This is a genomic window from Phyllobacterium phragmitis, from assembly GCF_002980495.1.
Classification (GTDB): Bacteria; Pseudomonadota; Alphaproteobacteria; order Rhizobiales; family Rhizobiaceae; genus Paramesorhizobium; species Paramesorhizobium phragmitis.
The window spans coordinates 376,055-391,007 of the sequence record NZ_PVBR01000003.1 but is presented as its reverse complement, the minus strand read 5'-3'; the positions used below and the strand labels follow the sequence as shown (position 1 = coordinate 391,007).

The following is a 14,953-nucleotide window of genomic DNA, read 5'->3' as shown; positions in this document are numbered from 1 at the left end:
GCGGCTCGATCCGGGACCATTGTTCATCGGAAAACCAAAAGAAAGCAGTCATCTCATCGCTCCATATTGGAGCAAGTGAATCATCGTCAGACTGATTTGAAAAGACCGTTATTGGGTCCGGACCCTAGGGCCTCAGGCCCATTCATCGAGGGCGAATGCGTCGAGGGCCTTTTCGTCGAAATCGAAGCCGAGTCCGGGTTCGGCCGGTAACACCAGTCGCCCGTCCTTCGTCACCAACTGCCGGTCGATCAGCCTTCGGAAGTTCAATACCTGATCGTCGGGAAAGAATTCGACGAACTGACCGTTCGGTGCTGAGCCGACAAGATGGATGTGTAGGTCGTGAAACCAGTGGGGGCAGAGGGTGACGCCATAACTCGCAGCAGTCGCGCCAATACGACGATACTCGCTGATGCCGCCGCAGACCGCTGCATCGGTCTGCAGGATAGCCGCAGCGCCTTGATCGAGCAGTTCCTTGAACCGCCAGCGACCGGCCTCGATCTCGCCCGTCGCTACTGGGACCCTGGTGTTCTGCGCGAGACGGGCGTGGTTGATAATGTCGTCTGGCGAGAACGGCTCCTCGATCCAGTAGGGGTCGTATGGCTCATAGCGATCCATGAAACGCAGCGCCGTCGGCAGGTCCCTCCACGCATTGTTGGCGTCCAGCATCAGCAGGATATCCGGCCCGATCGCCTCGCGAGCCGCCTTGATCCGCTCCTCCTCGCCTTTGGGATCGAGACGCCCCACCTTCATCTTTACCGCCTTGAAGCCAAGCGCGACGTAGGAAGCGAGTTCATCGCCGAGTGATTGCGGCGACTTTCCCTCGAGATAATAGCCGCCGGAGGCGTAAGCGGGCACGCTCTCCTCGTGATAGCCGCCGAGATACCGGTGCAGGGGCATGCCGGCAGCCCGAGCATTGCGGTCCCACAGGGCGATATCGAGGATCGAGATGGATCGCATCAGCGAACCGGCTCGTGCCTGCAGGAGGCCGGTCGAATACATCTTGTCCCACAGGCCTTCGACGCGCGTGGCATCCTCACCGATCAGCAGCGGCGCGAACAGGTCACGAACTCCTCGCGTCACCAGAGCGCCCGCGTCACTGCCACCATAGCAGAAACCGATTCCGGAGACGCCGTCATCGGTCGTGACGCGGGTCACGGCGTAATCGCGGTGATGCACCTGCCGGGTCGAAAACGAAGTCGGAGCGTCCAACGGCACGCGGATCGTGCGCGCATCGACGGACCGGATTGTCGACGGCTTGGCCATGTTGATCCTCCCTATACGTGACCTTCCATAGCGACCATTCTTGACTATTGTCAACAGTATTGTCAACAATTAGGCACGTAGAGTACCGGACTTGCCGACCTGCCGTAATTCAAGGAGACGGGGCCAGATTCCGATCTGGACTTAGCGGACGTTGCAATCGAATATGAAATACGAAACGATATGGCGGATGCGCATCAAAGCTTCGTTTGGCAGACGACAACATATGAGTGAGCCATCTCTTACCCATGCCATTAGCATTTATCATCGGCGGGACAGGACAGATCGGGCTTGCAGTCGCCGCAACCCTCGCTCGTCGAGGTTGGGACGTCCGCCTGGCTAGCCGAGCGGCGCCGCCTGCCAAAGGGCCTTGGCGGCACGTGACGCTCGATCGCAGCGTGTCAGGTGCTCTCGCGAGCGCGCTCGGCGAAGGCGCAGACCTCATGATGGACTGCATTTCAATGGACGCGGCACATGCTGAAGAGCTGCGATCGGTCCAGGATAGGGTCGGCCGTATCGTAGCGACCTCCAGCGCCAGCGTTTATCGCGATACCGACGGGCGGACGCTGGACGAAGCGCGTGAAACCGGCTTTCCTCGGTTCCCCGTGCCGATCAGTGAAGACCATCCGACTGTTGCGCCAGGACCGCAGACCTACTCGACGCGCAAGGTCGCGATGGAGCAAACGCTGCTTTCTGGTGCCCGCATCCCTGTGACGATCCTGCGCCCCTGCGCGATTCACGGGCCCTATAGCAAGCACGCTAGGGAATGGTGGTTTGCCAAACGATTGCTCGACGGCCGGCAACGCATTCCGCTCGCCTATGCTGGCCGCAGCCGGTTCCAGACAACGTCCACCAAGGCAATCGCCAATGCCGTGGTTCACGCGTTGAAAGGCCATGCACCGTCGGTGTTGAACGTCACTGACGCTGACGCCCCGACAGTCGTCGAGATTGGCAGGGCGATCATGGCTGCGATGGAGTGCGATGCCGAACTCGTGGGTCTACCTGACGGGCCATGTCTGCCGTCCCTGGGGACGACTCCTTGGTCCGTGGAGCATGCCCTGGTCTGCGCATCCTCTGCGCCAGCAGCAGGAACCTACGCCGATACCGTACCCGAAGCGGTGCAATGGCTTCTAGAAGCGATGCACGATCGCGACTGGCGAGACGTTTTACCTCAGCTTGCCGCCTACCCGTGGGAACTCTTTGATTATGAGGCTGACGATTATGCGCTGTCCGATGCGCGGGCCGGGCCAATCCGAATTTAGTGGTCTTGTTCGGGGCACATCTGGCTGAACCGTCGCAGCGCAATCGTTGCAGTTGCATTCGGGCGGGTTTCCGTTTTGGAAACAGTCCTGAGATAGGCGCGGCGGCACCCAGTCGGGCGCCTGCCGCTGCGGGATCGTTCAATTCTTCTTCGCGATCTTCTCGCCCGATTTGTGGTGACGCTCCACCGCCTCGCTTTGGCCGAAGTCCTCCAGTTCGAACACTGGACGGATTTCGAGTTCGCTCGGGCCGGGCATCGGGTTGGGGCAGCGTTTGGCCCATTCGACCGCCTCGGCCATGTCCTTCACCTGCCAGAGCCAGAAACCGGCGACCAGCTCGTTGATCGCGGCGAACGGCCCGTCGATAACGGTGCGGTTCGGGCCGTCGAAGGCCACGCGCTTGCCGTTCGACGACGTCTTCAAACCCTCGCCGGCCAGCATGACGCCGGCATTGACCAGCTCTTCGTTGTATTTGCCCATAGCCTCGAGAAGCTCGTTCGAGGGCATGGTGCCCGCCTCGCTGTCCTCCGTCGCCTTCACCAGAACCATGACACGCATCGTCTTATCTCCTTTGATTTGCGGCAGCCCGACTGGTCTACCTGCCTATAAGACGAATAAGCTTCGGCAGAATCGACATCGGGCCGAAACTTTTTGCTCGAAAAGACGCTCTTCAGGCGCTCATCGACAAAGCGCTGCATCGTGGCCAGAGGGAAAACACTGTGGTTTGAAAGGCCAAGATCAGTAGTCTTGCTGTTTTTATTTTCAGATTCCAATGGGTTAGATATGGTGTTGAGGTAAAATAGTGGAAACGGCAGAGAAGATCCGCCTATATACGCCGCTCCAACTGATCGCTTGAATGCACCGAAGGAATGAGATCATCACCAGACGCGCGCTTCTTCTCGTCAACCCGAAGGCACGACGTGGTCAGGAATCGATTGCACCCGTCATAAAGCGGCTCAAAAGCGGCGGCCTGGCCGTCACCGTCGAGCCGTTGCCGGAGATCGCGCGTGACATCGTGCGGCTCCGCGATACCGCCGATCTCGTTATCGTATGTGGCGGGGACGGCTCGGTTTCTTCCGCAGCCGTTGCAGCAATGGAAAGCGGCTTGCCAATGGGCATCATGCCGATGGGGACAGCCAACGACCTTGCACGCACACTCAATATCCCGATGGATCTGCTAAAAGCTGCCGAAAGAACGCTAGGACGTAATTTCCATCCCAAGTCGGATTTCGATCTCGCGCGCCAAGGCGCTCTTGTGCGCGCGGACCTGCATTATGGCGATGCCGGCGAATGCGCCGATACCAGCCAGGCCAATCAAAGCGTTGATCCACAGAGCAGGAAACACGCCCAGGCCAGCCATCATCAGGGCAAAGCCGAAAGGTGCAAAGGCAGAGCTGAACTGGCGGGCGGCGGTGATCCAGCCGACGCGCGCTCCGTAACCGTCGCGACCGAACACCTCGAGCGGCAGTGTGCCGCCGACGATGCTCATCAGGCCGGAGCCGAGGCCGAAAAGGATGGCAAAGAGGACCGCGCCAGATAGCGAGGGCGCGGTGAGGAGCAGCACCGCCAGCCCGGCGCAAAGCGCGCCCGTCGCGCCGAGCGCCAGCCAGGTCTGCCGCAAGGCATTGCCGAACAGCATGTTGATGAGACGGCTCGCGACCTGCGATGGTCCGAAAAGGGTTGCGACGAAAACGCTGCTTGCGCCAAGACCTACCGCCGCGAGCAGAGGGACCATCTGGACGAGGACGGCTGAGAGGACAAAGCCTTCGATCGCGAACGCTGCGAGCATCAGGAGGAAAAGGGGTGACGCTCCGCGACGCTGACGGCTTGCCGGATCTTTGTTTTCGGCGGGCTGTTTGCTATTGTCCAAATTTTCATCGACATAGCGCGAGCGCCTTGCAAGCCAGGCGTGGACCGGCAGGCACACCGCCAGATGGAGTGCGGCGAACACGGCAAAGATCTCCCGCCAGCTCAGATGCTCGTGCAACATCGCAGTGAGCGGCCAGAACAGTGTCGAGGCAAATCCGGCGATCAGGGTCAGGTGCGTGATGCTTCGCTGGGCGTTACCGCCGCCCAACTGAACGAGCGCCACGAAGGCCGTGCTGTAGAGCACGAAGCAGGAGGCGAGTTCCATCGCCAGCACGCCGGCCGTGAAGCTCCAGCGCCCGGGCGCAAGCGCACATAAGAGGAGGGCCGCGGCTGCGGCCGCCGATCCGGGCATCATCATTTTTCCGGCACCGAACCTGTCGGCCAAATGTCCCGCGACGGGAGCCATCAGGGCGCTGGCGAACAGCGCCACGGAAAAAACGGCAAGCACCCATTGCCGAGACCAGGCCAGTTCTTCCGCCACGGCGGGCGCGAGCATGCTGTAGCTATAATAGAGCGTGCCATAGCCGATAATCTGGGTGGCGCCGAGCGCCCAGATCGCTGCCCCTGCAACCTTGCCGCTGCTCATTTGTCTGTTTCCATCGCCAGCTCGGCGGAGGCAGGTACCGGACCGCCACAGCCTTCGGTGGATCTCGCAATCTTGCGGATCACAGACACCAGAATATCACCGGCGAGGGCAAGCTCGCAGCTGTTGTCGATCTCGATCGCATCTTCGATATCGGGAGCCTCGATCATGGCGCGTCGCAGGCGCCGCTCGATTTCGGCTTTGCTTTCGCGGCGGCGAGCAGCTAACCGCGCTGCCAGGATATCAGGATCGCAGGTGACGAGAACCGTGGTCAACGTGCCGAATGCCGACCGGATGTTGGGCAGGGCCGCGCGCGAGCCATTGAGGACCGCCACACCACCCCGGTCGAGGTGCGCGTGCGTTTTGCGCGGCACGCCATAGCGCAACCCGTGCGCCTCCCAATCGACAGCGAAGGCGCCGGCGGCTCGAGCTGCCGCGAATGCTTCGGGTGAACAGGTATCGTGTTCCTCGGTCGATGCGAATGCCGGACGTGTGATGACACGGCGCACGAACAGGACCGATGAATTCGACACCAGCCGTTGTCTTGCGTAGGCGATCAGACTGTCCTTCCCCGCGCCGCTCGGACCGACGACCGCCAGCAGGGTGCCGGCATGAACCGGCACGTCCGCAACGGAACGGGATTTTGCTTCAGGCAACGCGACGGCCCTCGCGCCAGACCGAGCGGACGACCGGCACGCCGGCCGGCCTGCGCACGCGCACCAGGTCGGCGCGCAGGCCGCTGGCGATGTTGCCGCGATCGGCAAGACCCACGGTGCGCGCCGGCGTTGCGGTCACCAGACGAATGCTTTCCGACAGGCTCATGCCGCCCTCGTCGGCGAGTACGAATGGCGCATAGATCAGGCTGAACGGCACATAGTCCGACGAAAGTACGTCAAGTACGCCGGCATCAGCCAACGTCTTGGCCGAGATGTTGCCGGAATGGGATTTGCCGCGTACCACATTGGGTGCGCCCATCAGCACGGCCATGCCGGTTTCGTGCGAAGCCTTCGCCGCCTCCATGCTCGTCGGGAACTCTGCCACCCGCACCCCGAACGCCCTGGATTCCGCGACATGCTCGACCGTCGCGTCGTCGTGGCTGGCGATGGCGATGCGGTGCTTGTTGCACGCTTCGACGATCGCTTTGCGGTGCGGGGCCGCATAGCGGTTCGACTCCTCGATGCGCCTGGCCATGAAACGATCGAAATCGGCATCGTTGAGACCGCGCTTCTTCTTGTAGTAGAGCGTATATTGATCAAGTGTCTGGAACTGGCGCTGGCCGGGAGCGTGATCCATCAGAGAAGCCAGCTTTACCTGGGGGTCGCCGTGGAAATCCGCGAAATGCTCGAGCACGTCGCTTGCCGAGACTTCGCAGCGCAGATGGATGAAATGGCTGGCACGCAGGCGATCTTCCGAGCTGGCGCAGCGGATTGCGTCGGCAATGGTTCGCATTTCACCTTTCTGGAAGCCTGAATCCTCGTCAGATCCAAGACGCAGACAATCAAACACCGTCGTGATGCCCGAGGCGGCCACCTGCGCATCATGCGCTTGCAACGCCGCGAGGGCGTCCCATACCACGCCAGGACGCGGACTATAGTGGGACTCCAGATGATCGGTGTGAAGTTCAACGAGACCTGGAATGATATAGTCGCCCGCCATGTCTTCGCCCTGGTCGGAATGGCCGCTGTCCATGCCGGCTATGAGCCCGTCACGAATGAGGATAGAGCCGGTGACGATCTCGTTTTCGAGGACGATCCGCGCATTGGAGAGGACGGTTTCTTGCGGCATTCAGGTAGACTTTCCGGATTTTGACATGAAATAGATCGGGCAGGATATCAGAGAAACAGCTTGCGCATTTGCTGGGACAGGACGTCGATGAGCGACACGGTCACAAGCATGATGATCAGCATGGCCGCAGCCTGCGGATAGTAGAAGCCACGGATGGATTCGAAGAGCACCTGGCCGATGCCGCCAGCTCCTATCACGCCAAGGACGGTCGCGGCGCGCACGTTGGATTCGAAGCGGTAAAGTGCATAAGACATCCAAAGCGGCATGACCTGCGGCACCACGCCGAACACCACTTCCTGGAGCCGCGTTGCGCCTGTTGCCCGGATCGCTTCGACCGGGCGCGCATCGATCGCCTCCACGGCCTCGGAGAAGAGTTTGGCGAGAATACCGGTCGTGTGGATGAAAAGCGCCATCACACCGGCGAATGGCCCAAGGCCGACGGCGACGACGAAGAGCACGGCGAACACCAATTCGTGGATCGAGCGGCAGGCATCCATCAGGCGGCGCACGGGCTGTACGATATACCAGGGCGCGATGTTGCTGGCCGACAGGATGCCAAAGGGGATGGCGAAGACGCCGGCCAGAAACGTGCCCCACAGCGCGATCTGAATGGTGACCACCATCTCCTGCATGTAATAGCGCCATTCAGAGAAGTCCGGACGCGCGAAGCCACTGGCATATTCGGCCATATTGCCGGCGTCGGTGAACAGAAATGTCCAGCGCGGCATCTCGGCGGGAGCCCAGCTCCAGACGAGGAGCAGGACAAGGACGATCCAGCTGCCGGCTGTCCATCCACTGCGTGCCCAGTCCCGCTCCACGTCCGGACGGGCCTGCTCAGGGCTCATGATCTTTGCGGTATGTTCCATTTTGGATCTCGACCGGATTGTGGGACCGGTCGCGCCTCAGGGAGTCGCGACCGGTCAAAGAGGAGGGCCCGGATGGCCGGGGGCGAGGTCGTTAGCCCTGGGTCGACTTCAGCTTTTCCTCGAACCTGACCTTGTCAGCTTCCAGTTTCTCGATCTGCGCCTTCTTCTCGGCCTCGGGCAGCGAGGCGTCACCCTGGATCTTGGCGATGTTCTTCGTGAGTTCCATGATGCGGATCGGCAAGAGCTGGTCATCGGTCGAGGGCCTGAACGGCGCCCATTCGAGGCCGGCGAGCACTTCCTTCTCGTGTGCGATGTCGCCCTTCGACTTGTCGGTTCCATAGGTCACGAAGAATTCCCGGAGCTTGGCCTTGGTTTCTTCCGGCAGATCCTTGCGCCAAACCAGCGGGTCGGACGGGATGAGCGGCGACTTCCAGATCACCTTCAGCTTGGCAAACGCATCAGGAGCATTCTTCTCTATTACAGTCATATTTTCGGTGTTGTTCGTCGCTGCGTCCAACTGGCTATTGGCGACGGACATGGCATTGATCTCGTGGTTGGCGTTGGTCACGTTCTTGAAGCAGTCCTTCGGATCCACATTGTTGGCTGCGAAGATGAACGTGGTCGGCACCAGGAAGCCTGACGTCGAATTCGGATCGCCAAGGCCGAAATTCAGCGACTTGTCGCATTTCAGCAGGTCTTCGACCGAGTTCAGCTTGCTGTCCTTGGGCGCGAGGATGACGGACCAGTAGCCGGGATTGCCTCCGACATCGACCGACTGAACGAACACTTCGCCGCCGGCGCGGTCCACGGCTTCCATAGCCGACTTGTTGCCGTACCAGGCAAGCTGCACCTTGCCGAAGCGCATGCCTTCGATGACGCCGGAATAGTCGGATGCGAAGAAGGGTTTCACCTCGAGACCGGTGGCCTTGGACAGGTCAGCCAGAAGCGGCTCCCATTTCGGCTTCAGGTTCTGTTGCGATTCCGTGGAGATGATGCCGAAATTGATCTCTTCGGCGATCGCCGCGCTTGACAGGATAATGGCGAAGGCAGTGGCTGCCGCGCCCTTGAGAAATGCGTTCATGATAAGCTCCCTGTTGATGTGTTGACTATGCGAATGCCGGAACGCGCCCTGGTTTCGTGACGCGTTTCGGTTTGGCCGGCTGCGATGGCGTATCCGGCAAAATCAGTTCCTCGGAACTGGCGCCGTAAAGCTCCACCAGCATCTGGTTCGTCAGTTCCGACGACGGACCGTCGAAGACGATGCGCCCGTCGCGCAGTGCAATGGTGCGCGGGCAATAGCGGCGCGCATATTCGACCTGGTGTAACGACACGACGCAGGTGATCTGCTCGTCCCGGTTGACGGCGGCGAGGATCTCCATGATGCGCCGCGCGGAGGAGGGATCGAGCGAGGCGATCGGCTCATCGGCAAGCAGGATGTTGGAGCGTTGCACGAGCGTGCGGGCGATCGCCGCGCGCTGCTGCTGGCCGCCCGAGAGCGTGGATGCGCGTTGCCAGGCGACTTCGGGAATGCCGACCCGGGCGAGCGCTTCGCGGGCGGCCAGCTTCTCTTTCGACGTGAACAGGCCGAGCGTGCCCCGCCAGGCCGGTATCCGGCCAAGATTGCCGAGCAGCACATTCGATAACACCGACAATCGTCCGACAAGGTTGAACTGCTGGAAAACCACGCCGATGTTGCGGCGTATTTCGCGCGCCTTCGCCGACAGCCGGCCGCCGCCCTGCATCGGACTGCCGAGAACGTCGATCGTGCTTTCCCCCGCCAGGCCGATTTCCAGCCCGCAGATGTGGCGGATGAGGGTGCTCTTGCCGGAGCCGGACGCGCCGATCAGCGCAACCATCTCGCCGCGTTGAATGTCGAGGCTGATATTGTCCAGCGCACGCTTCTTGCCGAAGCTCTTGGACAGATTTCGAATGGAGATGGCGGTCATCGAGTTCCTCTTTCGACGCAGTCTAAACCGGAGACGTCGCGGCGCCCTGCCAGCCATTCGGGGCGGCGGAGGGGGCCGAGTGTCATCATGTTCTTAGCCCCGCCGTATGAAGCTCAGTTGTCGTTGAGATAGCAGTTTCGTGACGATCCACAGACGTGTGGGACCAGGCGGCGTTTTCGTGCCGGTCCAGGAACGCCTCGGCGCTGAGGTGGCGGAAGTCGTCGAGCGCATGGCGCAGCCTTTCGTGGGGCCAGTCCCACCAGGCCAGCGCCTGCATCCGCTGTGCGATCGCATCGGGAAAGCGCCGGCGCATGAACCTTGCCGGAACGCCGCCGACGATCGTGTAGGGCGCGACATCTTTCGTCACGACCGCACCTGCACCGACAATCGCGCCGTCGCCGATGGTTACGCCGGGCAGGATGGTGACGCCGTGTCCGATCCAGGTGTCGTGACCGATGAAGACGCGTCTGGCGCGGCGCGCCGCGAAGAAATCCGCTTCATGTTCGGCATCGTCGAAGTAGTCCGATGCGCGATAGGTGAAGTGGTGCAGCGTGGCGCGGGACATCGGATGATGCGTCGCATTGATACGCACCGACGCCGCAATATTGGCGAACTTGCCGATGGTGACGCACCAGCTCTGGCAGTTCTCCATCACATAGGAATAGTCGCCGAGTTCCGTTTCCACGAGGCGTCCGCCCTCCGCGACTTCGGTGTAGCGGCCGAGACTGCAGTTTTCGAGTTGCGCCGTCGGATGGATAACAGGCGTTTCGGACAGGCGGGCCATGGTTACGTGTCCTTTCCAAGCGGTGCGAAGCCGGTGACGTCGATGATCGTGTCGGCGACTGCGCTGCGCACATCGGCGTCGTGAAAGATGCCGAGAAGAGCCACGCCGGCTTTTTTCTTTTCAGCGATCATGTCGATGACGACCGACCGGTTCACCGCATCGAGCGAAGCGGTCGGTTCGTCGAGCAGCAGGATCGGATGATCGGTGATGAAACCGCGCGCGATGTTGACGCGCTGCTGCTCTCCGCCCGAGAAGGTGGCGGGAGGCAGGTTCCACAGCCGCTCGGGAAGATTGAGCCGGGAAAGGAGATCGCCGGAGCGCCGCGTTGCCTGCGGGCGGTCGATGCCGCGTTCGACCAGCGGTTCCGCCACGATATCAAGCGCGCTGACACGGGGAACGACGCGCAGGAACTGGCTGACATAGCCGATCGTTTCCCGGCGCAATTCAAGGACCGTCCGCGGTTCTGCGCGGGCAAGATCGATCTCTGCGCCGCGGTGGCGCACGAGAATCTGGCCGGCATTGGCGGCGTAGTTGCCATAGAGCATCTTGAGGATGGAACTCTTGCCGGCGCCCGAGGGACCGCCGAGCACAGCGCACTGACCGGGCTGCAGTGAGAAGGCGGCGTCGGTAATGACCGGCAACTCGATACCGCCACGCAGATGCATTTTGAAAGTCTTGGCCAAGCCGGAGGCGATGAGGGAGGGGATCATGGCGGTGTGACCTCAGACCTGCAGGATGGAAGAGACGAGGAGTTGGGTGTAGGGTGCCTGCGGATCGTCGAGCAGGCGATCGGTCAACCCATGCTCCACCACGCGGCCATCCTTCATCACCAGCATGCGGTGCGACAGGAGACGCGCCACGGCGAGATCATGCGTCACGATGATGACGGCGAGGCCGAGGTCGTTGACCAGTCCGCGCAACAGGTCCAGCAGTCTTGCCTGGACCGAGACGTCGAGGCCGCCTGTCGGTTCGTCCATGAAGACAAGCCGCGGCGCGGTGACGAGATTGCGGGCGATCTGAAGGCGCTGGCGCATGCCGCCGGAGAAGGCGCGCGGCTGGTCGTCGATGCGCTCAGTGTCGATCTCGACACGGCCGAGCCAGTCGGTCGCGGTCGAGCGCAGCCTTCCGTAATGGCGCTGGCCGACGGCCATCAGTCGCTCGCCCACATTGGCGCCCGCAGACACGGTCATGCGCAGTCCGTCCGCCGGATTCTGATGGACGAACCCCCAGTCGGTGCGGAGCAGGACGCGTCTCTCGGCTTCTTCCAACTGATAGAGATCGCGCATTTCGCCGTCGCGCATGCGGTAGGAGATCGTGCCGGATGTCGGTTCGAGGCGCGTCGAGATGCAGTTCAAAAGCGTCGTCTTGCCGGAACCGGATTCGCCGACCACCGCAAGTACCTCGCCTGGCCATATGTCGAAGCTGACATCGGCGCAGCCGATGCGAGCGCCATAGGTCCTGGTTACCGAGCGGACCGACAACAGCGGCAGCGCCGCGCTTTCCCGGTCCAGGGTTTCGATCTTGGCAGCGGCGACGGTCATGGCGCGACCTCGCCTGAAAGCGCGCCGCGCAGGCCTTCGGCACGCCGGCTCTCGCAATGATCGGTGTCGGAGCACACGAACATGTTTCCGCCGCGGTCATCCAGAACGACCTCATCGAGATAGACCCGCTCGGCCCCGCACAAAGCGCACGGCTTGTCGAAGCGCTGCACTTCGAAGGGATGATCCTCGAAATCGAGGCTGACCACCTCGGTATGGGGCGGCAGGGCGTAGATGCGCTTCTCGCGGCCAGCGCCGAAGAGCTGCAGCGCTTCCGACATATGCATCTTGGGATTGTCGAACTTCGGCGTGGGGGAAGGGTCCATCACGTAGCGGCCTTCGACCTTCACCGGATAGGCGTAGGTGGTGGCGATATGGCCGTTGCGCGCGATGTCTTCGTAGAGCTTCACATGCATCAGGCCATATTCCTCGAGCGCATGCATCTTGCGCGTTTCGGTCTCGCGTGGCTCGAGGAAGCGCAGCGGCTCGGGGATTGGCACCTGATAGACCAGCACCTGGCCTTGCTTCAGCGGCGCCTCGGGAATGCGGTGGCGCGTCTGGATGATGGTGGCATCCGCTGTCCGAGTGGTCGTCTCGACGCCTGCGACCCTTTGGAAGAATTTGCGGATCGAGACGGCGTTGGTCGTGTCATCGGCGCCCTGGTCGATGACCTTCAGCACGTCCTTTGGCCCGAGGATCGCTGCGGTGACCTGAACGCCGCCCGTCCCCCAGCCATAAGGCATCGGCATCTCGCGGCTGGCAAAGGGCACCTGATAGCCGGGAATGGCGATGGCCTTCAGGATGGCGCGCCGGATCATCCGCTTGGTTTGTTCGTCGAGATAAGCGAAATTGTAGCTTGAAGTCCGTGCATGCGCGGTCATTCAGCCGCCTCCTTGTTTTCCTTGGCGCTTTCAGCTTGTGCCTGCTCGAATTGCGCGCGCATGGTGCGCACGAGGCCGAGTTCGGCCTGAAAGTCGACGTAATGCGGCAGCTTCAGATGTTCGACGAAGCCGGTCGCCTGCACGTTGTCGCAATGGGAGATCACAAACTCCTGGTCCTGCGCCGGCGCGACGATGTCCTCGCCGAACTCCTCGGCGCGCAAGGCGCGGTCGCACAGCGCCATCGCCATCGCCTTGCGTTCCGATTGTCCGAAGACGAGGCCATAGCCGCGGGTGAACTGCGGCGGCACCTTGGCCGAACCCTGGAACTGGTTGACCATCTGGCATTCGGTGAGCTGCACGCGGCCAACCGGCACGGCAAAGCCGAGCTCGGGCATATAGACCTCGACCTCGATCTCGCCGATACGGATCTCGCCGGCAAAGGGGTGGGAACGGGCGTAGCCGCGTTGCGTCGAATAGCCGAGCGCAAGCAGAAAGCCTTCGTCGCCGCGTGCGAGGCTTTGCAGGCGCATGGCACGGGACAGGGGAAATTCCAGGGGCCTCTGGTTGATGTCGCCAGGCTCGCCATCCCTGCCGGAATCCTCTTCGATCAGGCCTTCGCCGCCGAGAATATCCGCGATCCGCGCAATCGGTTCGGCCGCGCTTTCACGCGTCTCGCCTGATACGATTTCGGGGTCGCCTTCGAGCTCCTCATCAAGCAGCCGATGCGTATAGTCGAAGGTCGGCCCGAGCAACTGGCCGCCGGGCAGATCCTTGTAGCAGGCGGATACGCGGCGCTCGACCCGCATGGCTCCGGTGTCGACCGGCTCGGCGAAGCCGAAGCGCGGCAAAGTGGTGCGATAGGCCCGCACCAGAAAGATCGCCTCGATCACGTCGCCGCGCGCCTGCTTGATGGCGAGTGCTGCAAGCCGGCGGTCATAAAGCGAGCCTTCGCTCATCACCCGGTCGACGCCGAGGGCCAGCTGTTCGGCAATCTGGTCGAGCGTCAGCGCAGGCACCGAACGGTTGCCGCGGCGGCGGTCGGCAAGCAGGCGGTGTGCGTTGTCGATGGCCGCTTCGCCACCCTTGACTGCAACATACATGGCTTAATCCTCCCCCTCGACAAGGCGCGCCGAGCGCGGCAGGCATGCGATCGCCTCGCCAGCGATCAGGATCAGGTCGACGCCGCGTGGAAAACGGCTGATATTCTCATTCCACTGGTCGGCAAAATCGGATGGCAGACCAAATGGCGCTATCGATGCCGTTCCCTCGATGCCGGGGCCGTGGAAGGTGAGCGGCACACCACCCTCGAAGCTCTCGATCTGCAGGACGAGCGTTGCCGAGCGGTCCGGATATTCCTGGGTTCCCTGCGCAAAATGGTCGAGCGGCGGCATTGCAGCCGGGTTGGCGACGAGCGCAAAGGCAGTGCCAGCCGGCGCATCCGCAAAGCGCGCGTTGGTATGAAAGGCCAGCCACGCCCGTAAGGCTTCACTGCCGCCCAGCGCCGGATCGAGCCAGACCGGCGTATCGGCATCGATCAGGGTGCAGGCGACCGCTCCAGTCAGGGGCTGAAGAGGGGCAGGCGGGACTGCGCGCGGGAATACCGGCGTGATCGTTGCCGGGCGCGCCATCGCATCCATGATCGCGCGGAAGGTCGCCTGCGCGTCGAAAACCGGCTGAGCGAAGCCGCCGTCGAGTGTGTTTGCCTCAGTCTGCATCATCTTCTCCGCGCACCATGGTGAAGAAATCGACCCGGGTGGCCGCCGTTTGCTGCCGGCGCTTTTCATCTTCGCCATCGAGCTCGCTCCGTATTGGCGCAATTATTTCGGCATCGATCAGGGCGGCCGTCTCGATGTCGTGGCAGAGCGCATCGACAATGGCGGAAAGGCGCACCTTTGCGTGGTCCCGCCCAAGCGCCATGGCATGGCCGACGGAACCGTCGTCCAGCTTCACACTGACGCGTGTGATGGTCGCTTCGCCGATGTTGAAGGCCTCTCCGGTCCCGCCCGTTCGGCCCCGCAACATCACAAGGCCGTATTCCGGTCCACGCAGAAGCTTGTAGGCGGGATCGAGCCCGAGCTTCGCCCAAAGCCCCTGCAGCCGACTGGTCTTGCAACGTGCCAGAACGGACATCCGGCTCCGTCTGGCAGCAATTTCTGTTTCGATATCCATCGCATTTCCAAAT

At 62.1% G+C, this 14,953-nt stretch carries 15 protein-coding genes and 2 pseudogenes; 2 read left to right on the top strand and 15 right to left on the bottom strand.

Annotated features, from left to right (window positions below):
- Positions 1-132: 132 nt before the first annotated feature.
- Positions 133-1,263, bottom strand: coding sequence for a mandelate racemase/muconate lactonizing enzyme family protein (locus C5748_RS05970; RefSeq protein ID WP_105740998.1), 1,131 nt, complete (start codon positions 1,261-1,263; stop codon positions 133-135).
- Between the two features lie 245 nt (positions 1,264-1,508).
- On the opposite strand from C5748_RS05970, the gene C5748_RS05965 reads away from it, so the two are divergent.
- Entirely contained in the window at positions 1,509-2,522 is a 1,014-nt protein-coding gene (locus C5748_RS05965; protein ID WP_105740997.1) for an NAD-dependent epimerase/dehydratase family protein, read from the top strand.
- 138 nt (positions 2,523-2,660) lie between these two features.
- Here the strand turns inward: C5748_RS05965 and C5748_RS05960 are convergent, their stop codons facing one another.
- A complete protein-coding gene (locus tag C5748_RS05960; RefSeq protein WP_105740996.1) occupies positions 2,661-3,077 on the bottom strand; it encodes a YciI family protein in 417 nt (138 codons plus the stop codon).
- 298 nt (positions 3,078-3,375) lie between these two features.
- Here C5748_RS05960 and C5748_RS05955 point away from each other — a divergent pair.
- Positions 3,376-3,669 (top strand): annotated as a pseudogene (locus C5748_RS05955) (diacylglycerol kinase family protein); the annotation flags it as partial.
- A gap of 48 nt (positions 3,670-3,717) precedes the next feature.
- Here the strand turns inward: C5748_RS05955 and arsK are convergent.
- From arsK to phnG, 13 genes and pseudogenes are all read right to left on the bottom strand, one after another.
- A complete protein-coding gene (gene arsK, locus C5748_RS05950) occupies positions 3,718-4,974 on the bottom strand; it encodes an arsenite efflux MFS transporter ArsK (protein WP_105740995.1) in 1,257 nt (418 codons plus the stop codon).
- The gene (gene phnN, locus C5748_RS05945) at positions 4,971-5,627 is read right to left on the bottom strand and encodes a phosphonate metabolism protein/1,5-bisphosphokinase (PRPP-forming) PhnN (RefSeq protein WP_245428832.1); all 657 of its coding nucleotides are present in this window, start codon (positions 5,625-5,627) and stop codon (positions 4,971-4,973) included. The genes arsK and phnN overlap by 4 nt, the downstream gene beginning before the upstream one ends.
- Positions 5,620-6,756 carry an alpha-D-ribose 1-methylphosphonate 5-triphosphate diphosphatase gene (locus C5748_RS05940; protein WP_105740994.1) on the bottom strand — a complete coding sequence of 379 codons (1,137 nt, stop codon included), beginning with the start codon at positions 6,754-6,756 and terminating at the stop codon, positions 5,620-5,622. The genes phnN and C5748_RS05940 overlap by 8 nt, the downstream gene beginning before the upstream one ends.
- A gap of 47 nt (positions 6,757-6,803) precedes the next feature.
- Positions 6,804-7,622, bottom strand: a complete 819-nt coding sequence (phnE, locus tag C5748_RS05935; RefSeq protein ID WP_245428830.1) for a phosphonate ABC transporter, permease protein PhnE — start codon at positions 7,620-7,622, stop codon at positions 6,804-6,806.
- Positions 7,623-7,713: 91 nt separating this feature from the next.
- Positions 7,714-8,703 carry a phosphonate ABC transporter substrate-binding protein gene (gene phnD, locus C5748_RS05930; protein ID WP_105740993.1) on the bottom strand — a complete coding sequence of 330 codons (990 nt, stop codon included), beginning with the start codon at positions 8,701-8,703 and terminating at the stop codon, positions 7,714-7,716.
- A 25-nt stretch (positions 8,704-8,728) separates the two neighbouring features.
- A complete protein-coding gene (gene phnC, locus C5748_RS05925) occupies positions 8,729-9,568 on the bottom strand; it encodes a phosphonate ABC transporter ATP-binding protein (RefSeq protein WP_105740992.1) in 840 nt (279 codons plus the stop codon).
- Positions 9,569-9,746: 178 nt separating this feature from the next.
- A pseudogene (locus C5748_RS05920) lies at positions 9,747-10,352 on the bottom strand (DapH/DapD/GlmU-related protein); the annotation flags it as partial.
- Between the two features lie 2 nt (positions 10,353-10,354).
- Positions 10,355-11,062: a phosphonate C-P lyase system protein PhnL gene (gene phnL / locus C5748_RS05915; protein WP_105740990.1), complete on the bottom strand. Its 708-nt coding sequence runs from the start codon at positions 11,060-11,062 to the stop codon at positions 10,355-10,357.
- A 12-nt stretch (positions 11,063-11,074) separates the two neighbouring features.
- The gene (phnK, locus tag C5748_RS05910) at positions 11,075-11,893 is read right to left on the bottom strand and encodes a phosphonate C-P lyase system protein PhnK (RefSeq protein WP_105740989.1); all 819 of its coding nucleotides are present in this window, start codon (positions 11,891-11,893) and stop codon (positions 11,075-11,077) included.
- Complete coding sequence (locus tag C5748_RS05905) at positions 11,890-12,771, bottom strand: alpha-D-ribose 1-methylphosphonate 5-phosphate C-P-lyase PhnJ (RefSeq protein ID WP_105740988.1); 882 nt, start codon at positions 12,769-12,771, stop codon at positions 11,890-11,892. The genes phnK and C5748_RS05905 overlap by 4 nt, the downstream gene beginning before the upstream one ends.
- The gene (locus C5748_RS05900) at positions 12,768-13,871 is read right to left on the bottom strand and encodes a carbon-phosphorus lyase complex subunit (protein WP_105740987.1); all 1,104 of its coding nucleotides are present in this window, start codon (positions 13,869-13,871) and stop codon (positions 12,768-12,770) included. The genes C5748_RS05905 and C5748_RS05900 overlap by 4 nt, the downstream gene beginning before the upstream one ends.
- 3 nt (positions 13,872-13,874) lie before the next feature.
- A complete protein-coding gene (phnH, locus tag C5748_RS05895; protein ID WP_105740986.1) occupies positions 13,875-14,486 on the bottom strand; it encodes a phosphonate C-P lyase system protein PhnH in 612 nt (203 codons plus the stop codon).
- A complete protein-coding gene (phnG, locus tag C5748_RS05890; protein ID WP_105740985.1) occupies positions 14,476-14,940 on the bottom strand; it encodes a phosphonate C-P lyase system protein PhnG in 465 nt (154 codons plus the stop codon). Before phnG ends, phnH begins: the two co-directional genes overlap by 11 nt.
- Between the last annotated feature and the right edge of the window lie 13 nt (positions 14,941-14,953).